Origin of the sequence: Verrucomicrobium sp. BvORR034 (assembly GCF_000739635.1) — a bacterium.
GTDB lineage: Bacteria > Verrucomicrobiota > Verrucomicrobiia > Verrucomicrobiales > Verrucomicrobiaceae > Verrucomicrobium.
The window spans coordinates 1-17200 of record NZ_BATQ01000125.1; the positions used below are offsets into that span (position 1 = coordinate 1).

The following is a 17200-nucleotide window of genomic DNA, read 5'->3' on the forward strand; positions in this document are numbered from 1 at the left end:
AACTCATCAGATATTTCCTCCACCCTCAGAGGGCGGTTGAAACTGCGTTCAGAATACAAGGCATCAAATTGATCCAAAGACAAGTCTGTCATACTCAATATATTGGATAGTTACTCTAATCGATTCGCCATATCCCTCCATCAGCCCAGTATGAGCCTTTCCCATACCGTTGCGCAACCATTTCTTGCCTCAGTTCAGAGTGCAAGTCCCTTAAGGCCTCCTCTCGTTCGGAGGTATAGCATGGGCTAAAGGTACCAAACAAGTTATGTGCAACCCTCCCAAAATATCCCGGATTCTTATCCGGTGGAAGTAAATCGCCCGCCAATTGAGCAGCCACAAGATCAATCTGTCCCGCAGGCGACTCGAAGTAGACTTGTTTGGCCATTGCATTCACGTCCAGTATAGGAGCTAACACAGCAATACATGCTGTTGCACCTCTCATTCCTACACGAGTCGATGCGCGGATGCGCTTGGTCAAACTTTTTGAGAATGGTTGCCCTTTCGAGATGCGGTTGCTGGCTTCAGCAAATGGCGACGCCTTTGCAATCGTCGCTTGCGACTCAGTCCGACTGACCGAATCAAACCACTTGATGTACGCATCGTTCGAATTGGTGACTGCACGCTTTATCAGCTCCGAGGCTCGCAATTCTGCCTCTGCAGCAGTTAGGCTTTGGCCTCGCGTGGGATCTAGCCCATCCTTTTTCATGCTAGCGATGACACCAGGCAGAGCTTCGTCCACGAGCTCGGTGTAGTATGGATGACCTGCATTACCATGAGGATGAGCGCTCTTCAACCTCATCAAGTCAACTTGCTTTGCAACAGCACCGTTAATTCCCGCTTTCTCCATCGAACTTACCGGGATTTGACGGTAGTCCCTCATAGCCTGTCTTGTGGCATTTTGCCCAATGGTGGCTGTTGGCTCGGCCTGTTATGGGGTGTCACTTTTCTTCTTTGGGGTAGATTTGGACCCTTGGCTGAGAGCCCGACCGAAGGACGCCCTGCAACCACAACGTACCGTCTGGCTGGCACCCAAGCGTCAGAGTTCCACCGCCACCGCCACCTTTTGTAAAACTGACCATCAAACTATCATCAACCATATAGAGCATCTTGGGATCCAAGAATCTCGAACGAGGCGACAAGCCTGCGAGCCAGTCGTTTGACAGAATCAGGTTGTCGCGAGCTTCAGCTTCCAAGATTGCCTTAAGATCCTTGGAAAGCCACTCCAAGTCAGACTCCGTGGTTAGGTAATCCCGCAATCGATAGAGCCGCTCATCCGGCCGCGTCGCTCGATCCACATAGCCCACGAAAAGAGCGCATGCACTTCCAAGCACAAACAATAGTATCGCATTCACCGTCCTCATCATTGTCTATTCACCTGCCTGCGCCTCCAACTTCTTGATCAGTTCGAACAACTCCACAAAAGTGCTGCCATCAGGATTCACACCGGGTATCGATCTCAGTTTCTCGGCATATTTCCTCAAAGGCCCCACCGAGCGAACCGTGCCGACTCTTCTCAAACCCATAGCGGCTACTGCAGAGTATCCAAACTCGTTGTCCCCTTCCTTCTTGTCGCTGAGGAACTCAATGAGGATCGTCTCGTTCTCCTCGCAGGGGTACTTTGAAAGGATCGACAAACACCTGTCCTTCACGACATCTCCCAACGGGCCATCGTTCCTTCCCAGCAGCGGTCTTAGCCTGAATCGGACCCACTTCAACTCGTCATTCCCCAAATCACCACGCGCCCGAAGCGCATCGAGAACAAAGTACACATGTTCGAAATCCGCCCTCCCGCTGATCAACTTCTCCGAGAGAGCCACAAGCGCCGGTGCAAGCCCTTCAATGTGCGCAGACCTTTCAATCTCCCAGCCTTCAAGCGTGCCTGTAGCCAATCTCTCGCATAAGTAACGCCCCGAGGAAGGCTCACCGACTTCATCCAAAGACGAACTCCCCGCTGCATGCAAGGCGACGATAGCAGCAATGATCTGAAGACTTTGAAGGATCATCTGGGGACCGTTTCCACCACTTCACAACAAAAAAGCCGACGAGGCAATCCTCGTCGGCTTTTTAAATGATGCGACATACTAGATGCTACTTCTTGGAAGCAGCACCCGCAGGCCTGCTTACTTGCCAGCGATGTACTTCACGAGGTCAACGCAGCGGTTGCTGTAGCCCCACTCGTTGTCGTACCAGGACACGAGCTTGAAGAAGCGGCTGTTGAGCTCAAGGCCGCTGCCGGCGTCGAAGATGGAACTGCGGCTGTCGTGAATGAAGTCGGAGCTGACCACTTCGTCTTCGGTGTAGCCGAGGATGCCCTTGAGGTAGGTCTCGCTGGCATTCTTCATAGCAGCGCAGATTTCCTTGTAGCTGGTTTCCTTCACGGTCTTCACGGTGAGGTCCACCACGGAGACGGTCGGGGTCGGCACGCGGAAGGACATGCCGGTGAGCTTGCCCTTCACTTCCGGGATGGCAAGGCCGACGGCCTTGGCAGCACCGGTGGTGCTGGGGATGATGTTGATCGCAGCGCTGCGGCCACCTTTCCAGTCCTTCTTGCTCGGGCCGTCCACGGTCTTCTGCGTGGCAGTGTAGCTGTGGACGGTGGTCATGAGGCCCTCTTCAATGCCGAAACCTTCTTTGAGGAGCACGTGCACCACCGGGGCAAGGCAGTTCGTCGTGCAGCTCGCGTTTGAGATGATGTTGTGGGACTCGGCCACATACTTCTCGTGGTTCACGCCCATCACCACGGTGATGTCTTCATTCTTGGCAGGAGCGGAGATGATGACCTTCTTGGCACCAGCCTTGAGGTGGCCAGCGGCCTTCTCAGCTTCGGTGAAGAGACCGGTGGACTCGATGACGATGTCCACGCCAAGCTCACCCCAAGGAAGGGCGGCAGGACCTTCTCTCACGGCAAGGCACTTGATTTCATGACCGTCCACCACGAGCACGTCGTCTTCCGCAACATCGGGGCTGGACTTCTTGCTGTACACTTCCTCTTTGGCCTTGCCCTGCGTGGAATCATACTTCACGAGGTAGGCGAGGTTGTCAGCCGGCACGAGGTCGTTCACGGCGACGACGTCGATTTCCTTACCGAGGAGGCCCTGGTCGCAGATAGCGCGAAAAACGAGACGCCCAATGCGCCCGAAACCATTGATGCCGATTTTGATCATGTTGCTAGGGGAGGTAGTAGTTTGAGTCTGACCGTCATCTTGGTTACGACGGGAGTTAGGCTATAGTTGTGATTGGAGGGGGCGTCAACTTGCGAATGATTCACCCAGAAGCAGGAAAAGTGCCGCACTGATGGAGAAACCCGCCCCATCATGCCGACCGTACTGGCCCAATGATGGCCTCTGTCATACGCATGGCCTGCGCGTTCGGCTTCACATCATGCACCCTGATGATTTCCCCGCCCGATTCACGCATCCACGAGGTAAGAGCCACCGTGGGCCACGCGCGATGCTCCAGCCGGGAGTCGCCCAGCAACATGCCCAGCATCGACTTGCGGGAGACACCCAGGACGAACGGCCGATCCTCCATCCGCAATTGGTCGAACCCGTTCAGCAGTTCCAGATTGTGGGCCAGGGTTTTTCCGAAGCCGAAGCCGGGATCCAGAGCCACGCGCAGGGGATCAATGCCCGCCCGGGCCAGCGTGTCCAGCCGCTCGACAAAGAAGTCTCTCACGTCCTGCACAACATCCCGGTAGTAAGGTTGTGCCTGCATGGTGCGTGGGGTGCCCTGCATGTGCATGACGATCACCCCTGCTGAGGTGCCAGCCACCGCCTCCAGCATGCCGGGCTCACGGAGACCGTTCACGTCATTCACAATATCTGCCCCCGCAGCCACGGCCTCCCGGGCCACCTCAGGCTTCATGGTATCAATAGAGATGAGCGCCCGCGTCCGCCCACGCAGCTCGCTGATGACGGGGACCACCCGTTTGATTTCATCCGCCACGTTCACCGGCTCGGCACCGGGGCGGGTGGACTCACCACCTATGTCCAGCACATCGGCCCCATCTTCCGCCATCTCCATCCCCCGCTCCACCGCGAGCGCAGTGCCAAAGAACCTGCCGCCGTCCGAAAAGGAATCGGGCGTCACATTGAGCACGCCCATGACCCAGCCGCGGGTAGTGAACTCATGGTTCTGATGATGGATGCGCCAGAGAGTGCCCATGGGAGGAAATGAAAAGCGCATGGTGGACAGTCCCTTCCTCCCTTCAAGCGCCATTCCGCAGATTCGACAAAATCTGTTTCAAAATACGAGATTCATTGTCCAACAACCTTCCGCTGAAAGTGTCTCAGGCTGCGCGAGATTCCTCAATCGACAATCCCCCCAACTGATCTACGATTTCCCATGGCCCGGCCTTTTATTCTTCTAACAGTGCTGGTGGCGTCGGGTGTGGGTGCAGGTCTGCTGATGCAGCAGCTACAAAAGCCCTCCTCCCCATCGTCCCGCCCCGCCCCTTCCTCCTCCCCCTCGTCTGGCCAGACGTCCTCCAGTAATCAATCGCCAGAGCCAGGGGCGGAACTCGGCTCCATACCCCCACCCCGCCTGCCCGGGTTGGATCCCTCCGTGGACATGGAGGCTCCTCCGCTACCGGGGACTTCTGGTTCAGCCGAGGAGGTCAAAACGCTGCAATCGCAGGTGACCTACCTGCAGGAACAGGTGGACATCCTGCGCAATGAGAACTCCACCCTGCTGGACAAGCTGGCCTCTCTGACCGGGAAAAACCCGATTCTCACGCCTCCCTGCAGCCCGGGCATGAAGTCCCCCTCCAACGAGGAGGCACCTGACTTCGTAGGCATCGGGATCGAGCTGGTGAAAACGCGCGAGATCCAGGACATCCCCCTGCCCACCCTCTCAGTGGACCGCGCGGAGGTGGAGAATCGAATCGCTGCCTGGCTCGCCAAGCAGTTTCCGCCCACCTATGGCAAGCAATTCGGCAGGGCGCTCGCCGCGGTCGGCGCGATACCGGAGCCCGTCGATGCCATCGCGCTGAAGGCCGCCTTCCTCTCCCACCAGATCGGGGGCTGGTTTGATCAGGAGAGCCAGACCCTCCTCATGGCGGAGCATGGGAGCGAGCGGGAGAACGCCCTGGCCCTGGCCTACGGCTATCTCTTCAAGCACTACGGCAAAGCCGTCTTTCCCGCCGAGACCAAGCCTCTGACGCTGGATCAGCGCCTCGCCCGGGAGTCCCTACTGGCAGGCGACGCCTCCCTGACGCGCTTCCTCCACGCACTCCGCCACCCTGACAAAGGGGGCGGCGGCGGCGTCGGCGAGGATCCGGACGACCCCTCCCGGGCGGTCCCTATTCCCAATTTCCTGCGCGAACTGGAGTTGCTCCCCTTTGGGATGGGGTTCGACTTCATGCAGTCCATGCACAGCATCGGCAGCTGGGAGCAGGTGAATGCCACCTACGACCGCCTCCCCACAGCGTCCGCCGAGATCCTGGATCCCCAGCTGTACCTGGCTGAGGAGCCCTTCCGCCCCCTCACCCTTCACCTTCCCGAAAAGAAGATCGCTGGTGCTGCCCCCGTCTGGGAGGATACCATGGGACCGCTGGGCATGGTGCTGCTGCTGAAGCAGCACGTGGCCGAGCCCATCGCCGCTGGCACCGCTCCCGGTTGGGCGAATGACACCTGGCTCACCTACTCAGCGGGAGAAGGGACCCAGCGCGACCACGCTGTCTGGCAGACCCTGTGGAAGGACAGCAATGCGGCGGACGCCTTTTTCTCCGCCATGCGCACCGGGCTCCTCAGCCGGTACAAAGGAGCCACCCCCTCAGCCAAGGCTGCCAAGGGAGTCTTTCAGCTCGATGGCCCGGAGCGTTTCGTGGTCATGGAGCGCACCCACAACGGTCAGGGCGTGCTGTTCATCGATGCCGCCACGGAGGCGTTTGCCAGGGCTGCGGAGAAAACCCTCCTGACACCGTCAAACTCGGGCAAATAGCCGCCCCTCCCGCCCCCTCGATCGCTGGCTCTCATGTTGCCTTCCCAACGGGAACGTGGCATGAAATAGCATCGCTTCTTTTTTCAATCGCACCCATGACCTCAAAGCAAGTATTTTACTCTGGCCGAGTCCAGGGCGTAGGATTTCGATACACCGTCAAGCGCCTTGCCTCTGGCTTCGAGGTCACAGGCTGGGTGAAGAACCTGCCCGACGGCCGGGTGGAGCTACAGGCCAACTCGTATGATGAGGAGGAGCTTGATGCCTTTCTGGAGGACATTCAGAACAGCTCACTGGGCGGGAACATCAAGGAAGTGGAAGTGAACAACATCGCCCCTCTGACCGGTGTCAGAGGCTTTACCATCGTTTCCTGAATACGCGGCCATGGATGCCCCCTCTCCCTCTGCCTCCCCGACACCCGCCGTGACGGTTGAAAACCTCACCAAGGTGTTCAAGTCGGGTTTTACCAAGAAACCGCTTCTGGCCGTCAAACAGCTCAGCTTCGAAGTGAAGGCAGGAGAAGTGTATGGCCTGATCGGCCCCAACGGCTGCGGCAAGTCCACCACCATGAAGGTGATGCTGGGTCTCCTCAAAGCCACGCAAGGCAGAGCCACCATCTTTGGCCGGGACAGCGAGGAGGTGGCCAGCCGGCAGGACGTGGGCTTCCTGCCAGAGAATCCCTATTTCTACAAGCACCTGAGCGGCCGGGAGACGCTCAACTTCTACGGCAGACTCTGCGGCCTGCGGGGTGCCGAGCTCAAGGACCGCACAGAGGCCATGCTGGAACTCACGGGCCTGACTCACGCCGCCGAGCGCCGGGTGGGAGGCTACTCCAAGGGCATGCTGCAACGTGTGGGCCTGGGCCAGGCCCTCATCCATGAGCCCCGCCTTCTCATCCTGGACGAACCCACTGCCGGGGTGGACCCCGTGGGCTCCCGCCGCATTCGCGATCTCATTCTGGAACTCAAACAACGGGGCATCACCATCGTGGTCACCTCCCACCTGCTCGAGCAGATGCAGGAGGTGTGCGATCGCGTGGGCATCATGTCCAACGGCCGGATGGTGAGCGAAGGCAAACTGGAGGAGCTGATCTCCGTGGAGAACCAGACGGAACTCATCCTGCAGGATGCACCGCCGGAACTGCTCGCAAAGATTCGCGCCCTCGTGCAGGAGGCGGGCGGCAAAAGCCAGGTGGTCTCGGAGGGCAAACCTCGCACCACGCTTGAAAAACTCTTCCTCCAGTCCACCACCCAGACGGGTGATGGCGAATGATCTCGATCTGCCCTCAGCCTCCCATGTCCTCAGCCTCCACCCGCTCTGCCTACACGTCCTTTTCGCCAGGTCGCATCTGGACCATGGCCACGCATACCGTCACGCAGCTGATCCGGATGCGTATCCTCGTCTTCATGGGGATCATCAGCATGGTCATCGTGATCGCCGCCTTTGCCTTCCCGGCGGTGAGCCCTGAGCAGCAGTTGAAGCTGCTCAAGGACTGGACCTTTGGCGCGCTTCAGGTGTTCTTCGTCATCATCGCCATCGCGGCCACCGGGCTGTTGATCCCCCGCGATCTGGAGGATCGCACGCTCTACACCACGCTGAGCAAGCCGGTGCCCCGCTATGAGTACCTGATCGGCAAGTTGCTTGGCGTCATGCTGCTGCTGGGGAGCGGCTTGTTGCTGATGGATCTGGTCTTCAGCCTCATGTTGTACGTCAAGCAGTCCCTCATCATCTCCAGCCAGATCGCAGCTCTGGAGAAGGAGCAGGCGGCGACCCCGGAAAACATCGCCTTCATCAAGGATCTCAACTCGCGCTTCGGCCTTACTTATAGTCTGCATGGTGCGGTCTGGGCCATCTTCCTGAAGGCCTCCGTCGTAGCGGCGGTGTCGCTGCTCATCTCCTGCTTTGCCAGCTCCACCCTCTTCACCATTTTGGTGGGCATCGCCTTCGTGATTGCTGGTCAGGGTCAGGCGCTGCTGCGGGAGTGGTTCCTGGACAAGATGTCCGGCTTTTGGCAAAAGTTCTTGAGCGGAGCCATCGCGGTCTTTTGCCCGGATCTCACGCTCTTTGACATCGCTGAGCCCGCCATCCGCGGCGAGATCATACCACTAGGAGTGCTCACAGAGGTAACCGGCATCGCGCTGCTTTACATCGTGGGATACACCAGCGTGGCATACCTGTTTTTTGTGGAGAAGGAACTCTAGTCCGACCACCCATCCCATGAAGAACAAGATCCTTGGAGTGTTGCTGCTGGTCGCCATGGGAGTGGCCAAGGTCCCGCTGGAAGATCGTGTCGCAGCCACGCTGAAGGCGGCCGATTTGAGGGACGCCCCCATTCCGCTGAGCCTACAGGAGGCGATGGGACAGATGGCCTTCACCGCCGCGCTGGGTGGCCTCCGCTCTCTGGTGGCCAGCATCACCTATCTGCGGGCCTATGTGGCCTTTGAGGACCGCGACTGGGGACGAGTGGACAGCCTCATGACCCTGACCACCCGCATGCAGCCCCGGGAAGCAATGTACTGGGATGAAGCCGCCTGGCACATGGCCTACAACGCCGCCACCAGCACCCAGCAGCGCGAGGATCTGCGGGCGGCCATCCGGAACAAAGACTTCCGCGACTACGTCCTGCGAGGGCTCAAGATTGTGCAGGAGGGGCTCGTGTACAATCCGAACAACCCCAAGCTGCTCGTGCGGGAGGCGGAGATCTACCGTGACCGGCTGAAGGATCCCCGCCCCGCGGCGGAAGCGTTCCTGCTGGCCGCCAAAAATGGTGCCAAGCCTTTCTACGAGCGCATGGGGGCCTATGAGCTGGTGAAACTGGGCGAGCCCCCGGACTTGCAGCAGGCGTACGAGATTCTGAAACGACACTATGACAAGGGCTTCCGCTACCCCTCCGTGCTCAGGGATCTCGACATTCTGGAACGGAAACTCAACATCCCCGTCGGTCAGCGAGTGGGGCAGCCTTTGCCCCCCTCCCCGCAGCCTCGCCGGAAATAGTCCCTCTGGAGAGCATTTTTCCTCCACAGACTGCTACGAGTGCTTGACCTGAACCCGGTCCGCGCCACGTTTAGACTTCGCCATCTTCCATGCGTTACGCCATCTTCGGAGACATTCATGCCAACTGGGAAGCCCTGATGACCGTCATGGGTGACGCTCAGGAGCAGGAGTGCACCCACTATGTTTGCGTCGGGGACATTGTCGGCTACAACGCCAATCCGAGCGAATGCCTGGAGTACGTCAAGGCGCTCAATTGCCCTGTAGTCAAAGGCAACCACGACGAAGAAGCCACTCAGGACCGCACGCTCGACGAGCTCAATCCCCTCGCGGAAAGCGCCCTGCTGTGGACCCGACAGAAACTCACCCCTGACCAGAAGCAATGGTTGCGGGATCTGAAGCTGGTGCGCCAGGTGCGGGACTTCACCATCGTCCACGCCACCCTCGATTCCCCCGGCAGCTGGGCTTATGTGACCAATCGCTTCGATGCGATGGCAAGCTTCAGCTACCAGTTCACGCAGCTCTGCTTCTATGGGCACACCCACGCACCTCGGGTGTACGAGAAGGACGACACCGTCCGTTGCCTGCGGGAGACAGATGCGACCCTGCGCCGCGGCGTGAAGTATTTTATCAATGTGGGTTCTGTGGGCCAGCCTCGCGACGGTGACTGGCGGTCCTCCTACGCCGTGTACGATGTCGAAAAGCAGACGGTCAACATCCGCCGTCTGGAATACGACTTGCGCACCGCGCAGCAGAAGATTTGCGACGCCGGACTGCCCCCTATACTGGCGGAACGCCTTGCCCTCGGAAGATGATGGTTGAGCCGTTGCCGGATCTCGCGCAGTACAAGTCGGTCTTTCTGGTCAAACCCAGCTCGCTGGGGGACATTGTGCACACCCTGCCCGCGGCACGGTTCCTTAAGAAAGCCCATCCCGAACTCCTCATCCGCTGGGTGTGCAATCCCGAGTGGATGCCCCTGCTGGAAGGCAATCCGGACATCTCAGAGATCATCCCCTTCCCCCGCAGCCAGTTTGGCCGGATCAGTACCTTCCCCAAGCTCTTTGGCTGGGCGAGAAGCCTGCATACCAGCGCTCGCGAAAAACCCGAGATCGCGCTCGACTTTCAAGGCCTGCTACGGAGCGCCCTCATCTGCCAGGTGCGGGGAGTGAAGCCCATCGTCGGCCTTTCGGACGCCCGTGAAGGAGCCACCTTCTTCTACAAGCATGTGGTGGACGTCGATCCCAAGGCTCACGCAGTCGACCGTTATCTGACGCTGGTGAGCGCCCTGGGCATCCCGCCCCCTGCGGAGGACATCAGCTTCACCCTGCCGATCGGCACCGCTCCGGCAAATGCCCCCAAGGAGGGCAAATTCCTCGTGCTGCACCCCTATTCCCGTGGCGATGGCAAGTCCCTCACCACAGAGGCCATCCAGGCCCTATGCGATTGCCTGGCACCTCACCCGGTGGTGCTGGCTGGCAAGTACGCCAACCCGCCCCAGATTCACGGAAATCACGTCACCTCCCTGCTCAACCAGACCACACTGGAGGAGCTCATCTGGCTGCTGCGCCATTCCCACGCCTGTGTCAGCGTGGACAGCGGCCCCATGCACATGGCCGCCGCCCTCCAGCCGCGGACGCTGGCCATCCACACCTGGAGCAATCCTCGCCAAGTCGGGCCCTACAATGCGAATGCCCGCGTGTGGAAAGGTGGCCGCATCGCCCCGCGTCTCGATTTCTCCGAGGAAGAAGGCGAGGCGGATCAGGCCGTGGCCATTCGGGACATCCGGCGCATTTCAGATTTCATCCTTGGCGAGTGGTATTGATGCCGCGGGCTGCCCGTTTACGGGGACCGGACGCAGACCACCGCGCGATCAAGATGTCTCCCTGTTGAGGAAAAGCGAATGACATCCGCCGGGCTCAGGCTTTCATGAGCCATGCCCCTCCCTGACAACAACTCCCGACCCTGGCGGGCTCGTGCCTTTTTTCTCACCCGCAACAAGCGCTTTCTGGTTCAAGGGGTGCTCCTCATCCTCGGCTTTTTCGGCGTACTGGCAGCACTGACCCACGTCATTCTCCAGTTGGACGCAAAACCGGTCAAAGCTGCCACAGCCGAGGAGGACGAACAAATCGTCGAAGAGTTCCACCGGCTGGAACAGATCCCCAACGCCCAGCCCAGCCGCTTCTCCGCCTGGGTCCGCAGCACGGCCATTCTTCTGATCGGCTTCGAACCCGCGGATCGACCGCCCTTCGATCCCGTCGCACTCACTTTTGGTGACCTCCACCTGGAACCTGTGGTGCGAAAGCATGCCTCCTCGGCAGATGCGTACCCACTCTTCAGTGCCTATGTACGCTGCCTTTTTGCGGCACCCGGCACCGACTTCCGCGCTGACCGAAACCTGCTGGTGGCAGCAGCACAACAACGCCCCGCACTGCGTCACGCTGGCGAATTCCTGGGAGATTTTTACTACTACGGTGACTCCGATCCTGCCAAAGCCCTTCCCTGCTACATGCAGGAAGTGCCGTATGCCGATGCTCAGTATGCCCGTCGCATGGCATTGCATGTGGCCCTCCAGTTGGATGACGTGGACGCATTGCGACAACTTGCCTCGAACCCGGTGGTCCTCAGTGATGCCAGCCCGACGCAACTCAAGAATCTGGCATACAAGCTCAAAGATCCAAAGATCGCCCTGCGAGCCACCGCCGCACTACAAGTGTCTCGCTGGTCCTACTGGCCGATGGTGTGTCTTGCGCTGTTCGCAGCCGCCATCTGGTATCTTATTCTCATACAGTCTGGCCAACTTCGACCGCACCGCTGGGCGCGCTACCTCCCTGCCGTGCTGGCCGGAGTTCTGAGCGTGGTCCTTCTGAACTGGCTGCAAATATACAATGACTACCAGCCAAAGCCAAACCCTGAAGACAACCCCACCAAGCAGCTGATCCACTGGATCCTCTATGTCGGCATTCCTGAGGAGGGCTTCAAAATCGCCTTCTTTGCGTTGTTCCTGCCTATTCTGCTAAGACAACGGTCTCGCAAGGAAGCCGCCCTCACGGCTGGATGTGTAGGGCTGGGGTTCGCCTTCAACGAGAACATAGCCTATTTCGTCGACCCCGGTCCACATACCGCAGCCACGCGCCTGCTCACCGCCAATGTGCTTCACTTCACTCTCACCGGAATCCTGGGCTTGCACCTGTATGAACTTTTCCGGAGCCGCTTCCATTCCGCCACCAACTTCATTATCGCCTTCCTGGCCGTCAGCGCCGCTCACGGCATGTACAATTTCAGTGGCAGCTCAGTCGGGCTGAACTGGGAGATAGACATCGCCCACATCATCATCGTTGCCGTCGCGACCAAGCTGTATTTGCAGATCCTGCATGAAGATCACGAGCCCGCAGGCTCTGGCAGCCCCATCTCACGCACCAGCGTGTTCTGGTTTGGCACCTCCTTCATTGTCGGCATCCTGATGATCGTCGCGGTCGTGCTGAGCGGGAGCCTGGAGGGCATCTCTGCCACCCTTGCTCAAGCCATCGCCATGGTCCCCGTAGCGTTGATCTACCAGCATGAGTTCAATGAAATGAGAAGGTAGGCGGGTGGGACACGTCGCCAGATTGCAAACCGGGCGCAGCCGTCCGGCAATCTCGCACGTGCAACCGGAATTACCCGGCACCGTCTGACCACGCTTACGGATCAATCACATTGTCCCGCAACACCGCTCCGCCATGAGGCACGGAGATCGGCTTTTGCTCCCCCAAGCCGTAGTCGGCGGCCATTTTCGGACTGTCCACCAGGTTCACCTTCCGGATCGTGTTGCCCGTGATCTCCACTTCTCTGGCGGCACTGACGGAGATGCCATTGACAGGGCAGCCTTGAATCACATTGCCAGCAACAAGGATTCGGGCGTTCCCCTGAAAGTGCGATTTGTCATCCTTCAAAGGATCCCTCCTGCCCATGATGGTGATGGCTCCGGTGGTGTAGTTGTCCGCCTGCCTGAGATTGGCCCCCAGCCCCACGTCAGTGATGTGATTTCCGCGAATCACAAGATCGCTGCACCATCCCGCTTCGCGCCAGAAGGCATACTCAGGACCGACGCTGATGGCCACTCCCTTCAGACGTTCAAACCGGCAGTTCTCAACCACACCGTCATTGCTCATCAACCGCAGTCCGCGCGCCCGGTGATCATGAAAGGCGCTGTCTCGAATCTCAAACCCAGGGGCACTGGTGGCGGGAATGTCGCAGAAGTCCCCGGGCTCCACGCCTGCCACCTGTTCCTTCAGCTTGATGACATAGAAGACGCCCTCCCCCTCCCCTTTGGAAGTCGGCCAGATCTTCTTGATATCAGCCAGCACGCCGGCGTCTGGCTTGTCCCACAATGAGGCTGCCTCGACCCTGCCAGTCGCCGCAATCGCATAGGTCGGTGGTTTCAGGAAACGAACTTCGTCTCCCGGGCGGATCAGAAGATCAAACCTCTCGCTCTTGTGCGCTCGCATGGAGACGAAGGAACGGTCGTCCAGCCACTTGACCACCGGCAGCATCACGCCATGCAAGTTCACGGCATCATCACCCATGAAGGAGAAGTCACAGCCCTTGAGCACCGGGCCCTTGCGCGCATAGGCGGCGTTGAATGCGTCCGCGGAGGTGGAGAAAAGACGATCCTCCCCAGCTCCCTCAGGTCGTGGGCCAGGAACCACCCTGACGTTCTCGTACACTCCGGCGTCCTCCGCAAAACGGACCAGAATGCCGATGCCCGGAGCAGAGTGGATCGTGGTGTTGATGAATCGAACCTTTGCACAACCGCTTCCCACCAGGACCCCAGGCTTCTTCCGGACGTTGAGCACGACGCGGTCGCCCACAGTGAGGTGATCCATTCCCGCAGCATGTTCGCTGAAGACCAGCCGGCCTTTGTCCGGAGCCAGCCTTTCGATCTTCCTAGGGTAGTAGTCGGGCGCCCCCTCCTTCCATCGGGGCGAGTCTTTCTCGAACAGATGCACATTCTTCCCCTCCAGATAGACAGGTCCGAGCTCTGGATATCCAGGGCTCACCTGAAAGTCCGCCGTTCTTCCCGTGCGATCCACCGCGGTCAGTCGCCCCTGGGTGAACGGTAGCGGATCGTAATCCAGCGTCAGACCATCCACTGTGACGTCGACGCACTCTTGAAACTGCAGCGCCGTGGCATCAAGATCCGTGCCCACCAGTGTCACCCCTCTGGCGATGATAGAGCGGCCCTTCAGCTTACGCAGGACAAGGCCCTCCTTGGGCAGGACATATCGACCGGGCGGAAGGACCAGCGTGGTATCCGCGCCCGCTGCAAACTCTTTCACTTTTGCCTGAAGATCCCATGTCGACTGGGCAGCAACCAGCCCACCATTGAAGACCGAGATGAGGCAAAGGCACATGCCCAACGCCATTGGGTTCCGTTTTTTCATTTCCGTGAGTGTTTTCGCATTCATCCCGTACACCGTCGGTTTTTAGAAACAACTGATACCGGACGTCGCAATCTCAGTTCCCAAAAAACAGGAACGGCGGCCCGCAGGCCGCCGTTCAATTGCTTGATCAGGTTGCCACAAGGGCGGCCTATGCCGCCTGGCTGGTGGCGTCAGGTTCGATCATGCCGTACTCACCGTCCTTGCGACGGAAGAGAATGGCGAGACGGTTGCTGTTGGCGTTCTGGAAGACGACGAACGGGCGCTCACTGAGCTCCAGATCCATGATGGCCTCATCCGGAAAGAGAGGCTTCATACGGAAGTTCTCGCGATGGATGATGACCGGCTCGATGTGATCGTCCTCGGTCTTGTGAAGGTCAACTTCGTGGAAAACATGCTCCGCCAGATGCTTGATGGATCCGTTGCGCGGGCGGTGGTGGGTCTTGAGGAGACGGGTCTTGTACTTCCGCATCCTGCGCGCCAGCTTGGAGATGCTTTCATCAATGCTGGCGTAGATGTCGGTGCTGACGCTGTCCACCTCAATGGTGATGTGGTTCGCGCAGTGGAGGATGATCTCGGCTTTTTGTCGCTCTTTCTTCTCGACGTCGAGAATCACCTTGGCGTCGATGATTCGCGGGTAGTCGAGGTGGAGGTTCTCGATCTTCTTCTGGGCATAGTCACGCATGGACTCAGTCACACTGACGTGGCGTCCCGTTACGGTGATTGGCAGGTTTACGTTATGCACTTGCATGGTTGTTCCTCCTTGTGGGTTTCCACCATCCACTTGATGGGTGGTGGTTTACATACTGAAGTTTTCGCCAAGGTATCGCTCCCTTGCCAGGGGATTGTTGACGATCTCATCCCGGGTGCCGTGAAGCAGCACGCGTCCCTCATGAATGAGGTAGGCGCGATCCACGATCCCGAGAGTTTCACGGACGTTGTGATCCGTAATGAGAATGGCCAGCCCGACGCTTTTAAGCATGAGGATGATTTTCTGAATATCCTCAACCGCCAGAGGGTCAACCCCTGAGAACGGTTCGTCGAGCATGATGAGTTTAGGCTCGGTCACGAGGGACCGGGCAATGGTGAGCCGGCGCTTCTCACCACCGGAGAGGGTGAGCGCCAGGTTGTCCGCCACGTGGTCAATGCCAAACTTCTCCATGAGTTGCTGGCACTGCATTTCCCGTTCCTCGGGCGTATAATTTTGCGTCTCCATGACGGCGAGGATGTTGTCTCTCACCGAAAGCTTGCGGAAAATGGACTCTTCCTGCGGCAGGTAACCCATCCCCAGACGCGCCCGCTTGAACATGGGCTCGTTGGTGGTGTCCAGGCCTTCGAAGAAGACCTTGCCGTCGTTGGGCTGCACCAGGCCAACGATCATATAGAATGAGGTGGTTTTGCCCGCGCCGTTGGGACCAAGGAGGCCCACAATTTCGCCGCGACGGACTTCAATATCCACGCCATTTACCACAGTACGGCCATCATAGACCTTTTTCAGACCGCGAGTAAAGAGGAGAACTTCACCGTTTGCAGAGGTGTCAAAATTCTCCTGCTGACGGGCGAAAAAGTCCTCTTCCTGATCGGAGGTTTCATTCTCCCCGAGGTCGAGTTCATCAACGGCCTGGCCGGAGTTTCTGGGCTCTGGCAGCTTTGTCTTCCCTTTTTTCCTCACTGTGGTGCTCCTTGGGGCTTGCTGAGAGTGGGTGTGACGGCACCGGGAACCGCAGCAGCGGCAGCCGGTTTCTTCTTCTCCTCTTGCTGAATGATCTTGGTGGTTGCAGGACCGTTTACCTTGAGCTGTCCATTGTTGAGGATGGTGATCGTCGTAGAAGGATCGGTTGCCAGGATCAGGTTGGTGCCCTTTTGAACCTGCGGATAATCACGCATGATCATGTCACCCGTGGAGCCGACAAAGGTGGCGTGGCGGCACGTGCCAATCTGCATCTCCCCAGTGTCGCTGAGTTTGTTGATGACGACCTTTCGGCCCTTGGCAATCGCCTGCTTGATATTGCTGTTGTCAGTGGACTCACTGACGGCGCCTGACTTGCCAGCGGCACCTTCCTTGGCCAACTGCCCCGCCGTGGCACCCGTCGCAGCGGGCTTCACCTCTTTTTTGTCAGCGTCCTTCACCATGTAAACCTCAAGGGTGTCGCAGGTCAGATGGAACTGCGGGTGTGTCACTTCTACATCGCCTGTGAACACGCCCATGGACTGGCTTCCATCGAAGAAGCTGGCAGAATCCGGGCCGGTGGCCGTGATGGTGGTCTGCTCCGGGGCTTTTTTCGCCACTGGCGTCAAAGGAGTAGCTTTGAGCGGCTGCGGCTTGGGTCCGGGACCGTCTGCGGTCAGCACGGAAGGCTTCGTGGCGACGGCACGCGGCGGCGCGGGGTCCGGCACCCGCAGAGTGGGGATGACCGTCTCATTCTGCGCCAGCAGGGCCTTGCCTTCGGGAGAGATGGTGGAGATCGCCTGGCTCAACCGCGCATCTGACTGGGCCACACGGGCTTTTTCAGGCGCTTGGTTCGAGGGAGCAACATTCGACTTGGCGTCCGCCATGAGTTTTTCCATGCGTCCGGTGTCGGAAGCCTGCTCTCGGGTCCGGCGTTGGAGTTCAGTCTGACCGCTGGCGCGGGCTCGCTCCAGCACCCGGGTGGCCTCGGCCAGAGCCTTGGCGGCCTCATCCCGGCTCTGCGAGGCGGAACCAGGCGTCCGGTTGGTCTGGGCCAGCAACCCTTGTGAAAGGGCGGCGAGGCCGATCATCGTCCAAAGTGTCTTCATGGGGGGCTTGCGGAGTGGGATCATTCGCGGGGAGAAAGAGTAATCATCAGTCAGGGGCCTTTGTGCAGAGGGAGGCA

The 17200-nt window shown here is 59.1% G+C and carries 16 protein-coding genes; 8 read left to right on the forward strand and 8 right to left on the reverse strand.

What is annotated here, in order from left to right:
* Nucleotides 1-115: 115 nt before the first annotated feature.
* The 4 genes from BV034_RS20385 to folP form a co-directional block, all read right to left on the reverse strand.
* Nucleotides 116-880, reverse strand: a complete 765-nt coding sequence (locus BV034_RS20385) for a hypothetical protein (protein WP_050028826.1) — start codon at nt 878-880, stop codon at nt 116-118.
* A gap of 487 nt (nt 881-1367) precedes the next feature.
* Nucleotides 1368-2003 carry a hypothetical protein gene (locus tag BV034_RS20395; protein ID WP_050028828.1) on the reverse strand — a complete coding sequence of 212 codons (636 nt, stop codon included), beginning with the start codon at nt 2001-2003 and terminating at the stop codon, nt 1368-1370.
* A 117-nt stretch (nt 2004-2120) separates the two neighbouring features.
* Nucleotides 2121-3164 carry a type I glyceraldehyde-3-phosphate dehydrogenase gene (gap, locus tag BV034_RS20400; protein ID WP_038167438.1) on the reverse strand — a complete coding sequence of 348 codons (1044 nt, stop codon included), beginning with the start codon at nt 3162-3164 and terminating at the stop codon, nt 2121-2123.
* 148 nt (nt 3165-3312) lie between these two features.
* Complete coding sequence (folP, locus tag BV034_RS20405; protein WP_265593245.1) at nt 3313-4185, reverse strand: dihydropteroate synthase; 873 nt, start codon at nt 4183-4185, stop codon at nt 3313-3315.
* Nucleotides 4186-4344: 159 nt separating this feature from the next.
* Here folP and BV034_RS20410 point away from each other — a divergent pair, with 159 nt between their 5' ends.
* From BV034_RS20410 to BV034_RS20445, 8 genes are all read left to right on the forward strand, one after another.
* On the forward strand, nt 4345-5940 hold the full coding sequence (locus tag BV034_RS20410; protein ID WP_265593246.1) for a hypothetical protein: 1596 nt from the start codon (nt 4345-4347) through the stop codon (nt 5938-5940).
* 95 nt (nt 5941-6035) lie between these two features.
* Nucleotides 6036-6311 (forward strand): acylphosphatase, encoded by a 276-nt coding sequence (locus BV034_RS20415; protein WP_050028830.1) that lies wholly within the window; start codon nt 6036-6038, stop codon nt 6309-6311.
* Between the two features lie 10 nt (nt 6312-6321).
* Nucleotides 6322-7209 carry an ABC transporter ATP-binding protein gene (locus BV034_RS20420; RefSeq protein ID WP_050028831.1) on the forward strand — a complete coding sequence of 296 codons (888 nt, stop codon included), beginning with the start codon at nt 6322-6324 and terminating at the stop codon, nt 7207-7209.
* Nucleotides 7210-7232: 23 nt separating this feature from the next.
* A complete protein-coding gene (locus BV034_RS20425) occupies nt 7233-8138 on the forward strand; it encodes a hypothetical protein (protein WP_265593247.1) in 906 nt (301 codons plus the stop codon).
* A gap of 16 nt (nt 8139-8154) precedes the next feature.
* A complete protein-coding gene (locus tag BV034_RS20430; protein ID WP_050028833.1) occupies nt 8155-8931 on the forward strand; it encodes a hypothetical protein in 777 nt (258 codons plus the stop codon).
* Between the two features lie 89 nt (nt 8932-9020).
* Nucleotides 9021-9743: a metallophosphoesterase family protein gene (locus BV034_RS20435; protein ID WP_038167429.1), complete on the forward strand. Its 723-nt coding sequence runs from the start codon at nt 9021-9023 to the stop codon at nt 9741-9743.
* A complete protein-coding gene (locus BV034_RS20440) occupies nt 9740-10750 on the forward strand; it encodes a glycosyltransferase family 9 protein (protein WP_050028834.1) in 1011 nt (336 codons plus the stop codon). Before BV034_RS20435 ends, BV034_RS20440 begins: the two co-directional genes overlap by 4 nt.
* A gap of 111 nt (nt 10751-10861) precedes the next feature.
* Nucleotides 10862-12511 carry a PrsW family glutamic-type intramembrane protease gene (locus BV034_RS20445; protein ID WP_050028835.1) on the forward strand — a complete coding sequence of 550 codons (1650 nt, stop codon included), beginning with the start codon at nt 10862-10864 and terminating at the stop codon, nt 12509-12511.
* A gap of 94 nt (nt 12512-12605) precedes the next feature.
* Here the strand turns inward: BV034_RS20445 and BV034_RS20450 are convergent, their stop codons facing one another.
* From BV034_RS20450 to BV034_RS20465, 4 genes are all read right to left on the reverse strand, one after another.
* On the reverse strand, nt 12606-14348 hold the full coding sequence (locus tag BV034_RS20450; RefSeq protein ID WP_265593248.1) for a right-handed parallel beta-helix repeat-containing protein: 1743 nt from the start codon (nt 14346-14348) through the stop codon (nt 12606-12608).
* Between the two features lie 148 nt (nt 14349-14496).
* Entirely contained in the window at nt 14497-15096 is a 600-nt protein-coding gene (gene raiA / locus BV034_RS20455) for a ribosome-associated translation inhibitor RaiA (protein WP_050028837.1), read from the reverse strand.
* A gap of 48 nt (nt 15097-15144) precedes the next feature.
* The gene (gene lptB / locus BV034_RS20460) at nt 15145-16017 is read right to left on the reverse strand and encodes an LPS export ABC transporter ATP-binding protein (protein WP_081887980.1); all 873 of its coding nucleotides are present in this window, start codon (nt 16015-16017) and stop codon (nt 15145-15147) included.
* On the reverse strand, nt 16014-17123 hold the full coding sequence (locus BV034_RS20465) for a hypothetical protein (protein ID WP_265593249.1): 1110 nt from the start codon (nt 17121-17123) through the stop codon (nt 16014-16016). Before BV034_RS20465 ends, lptB begins: the two co-directional genes overlap by 4 nt.
* Between the last annotated feature and the right edge of the window lie 77 nt (nt 17124-17200).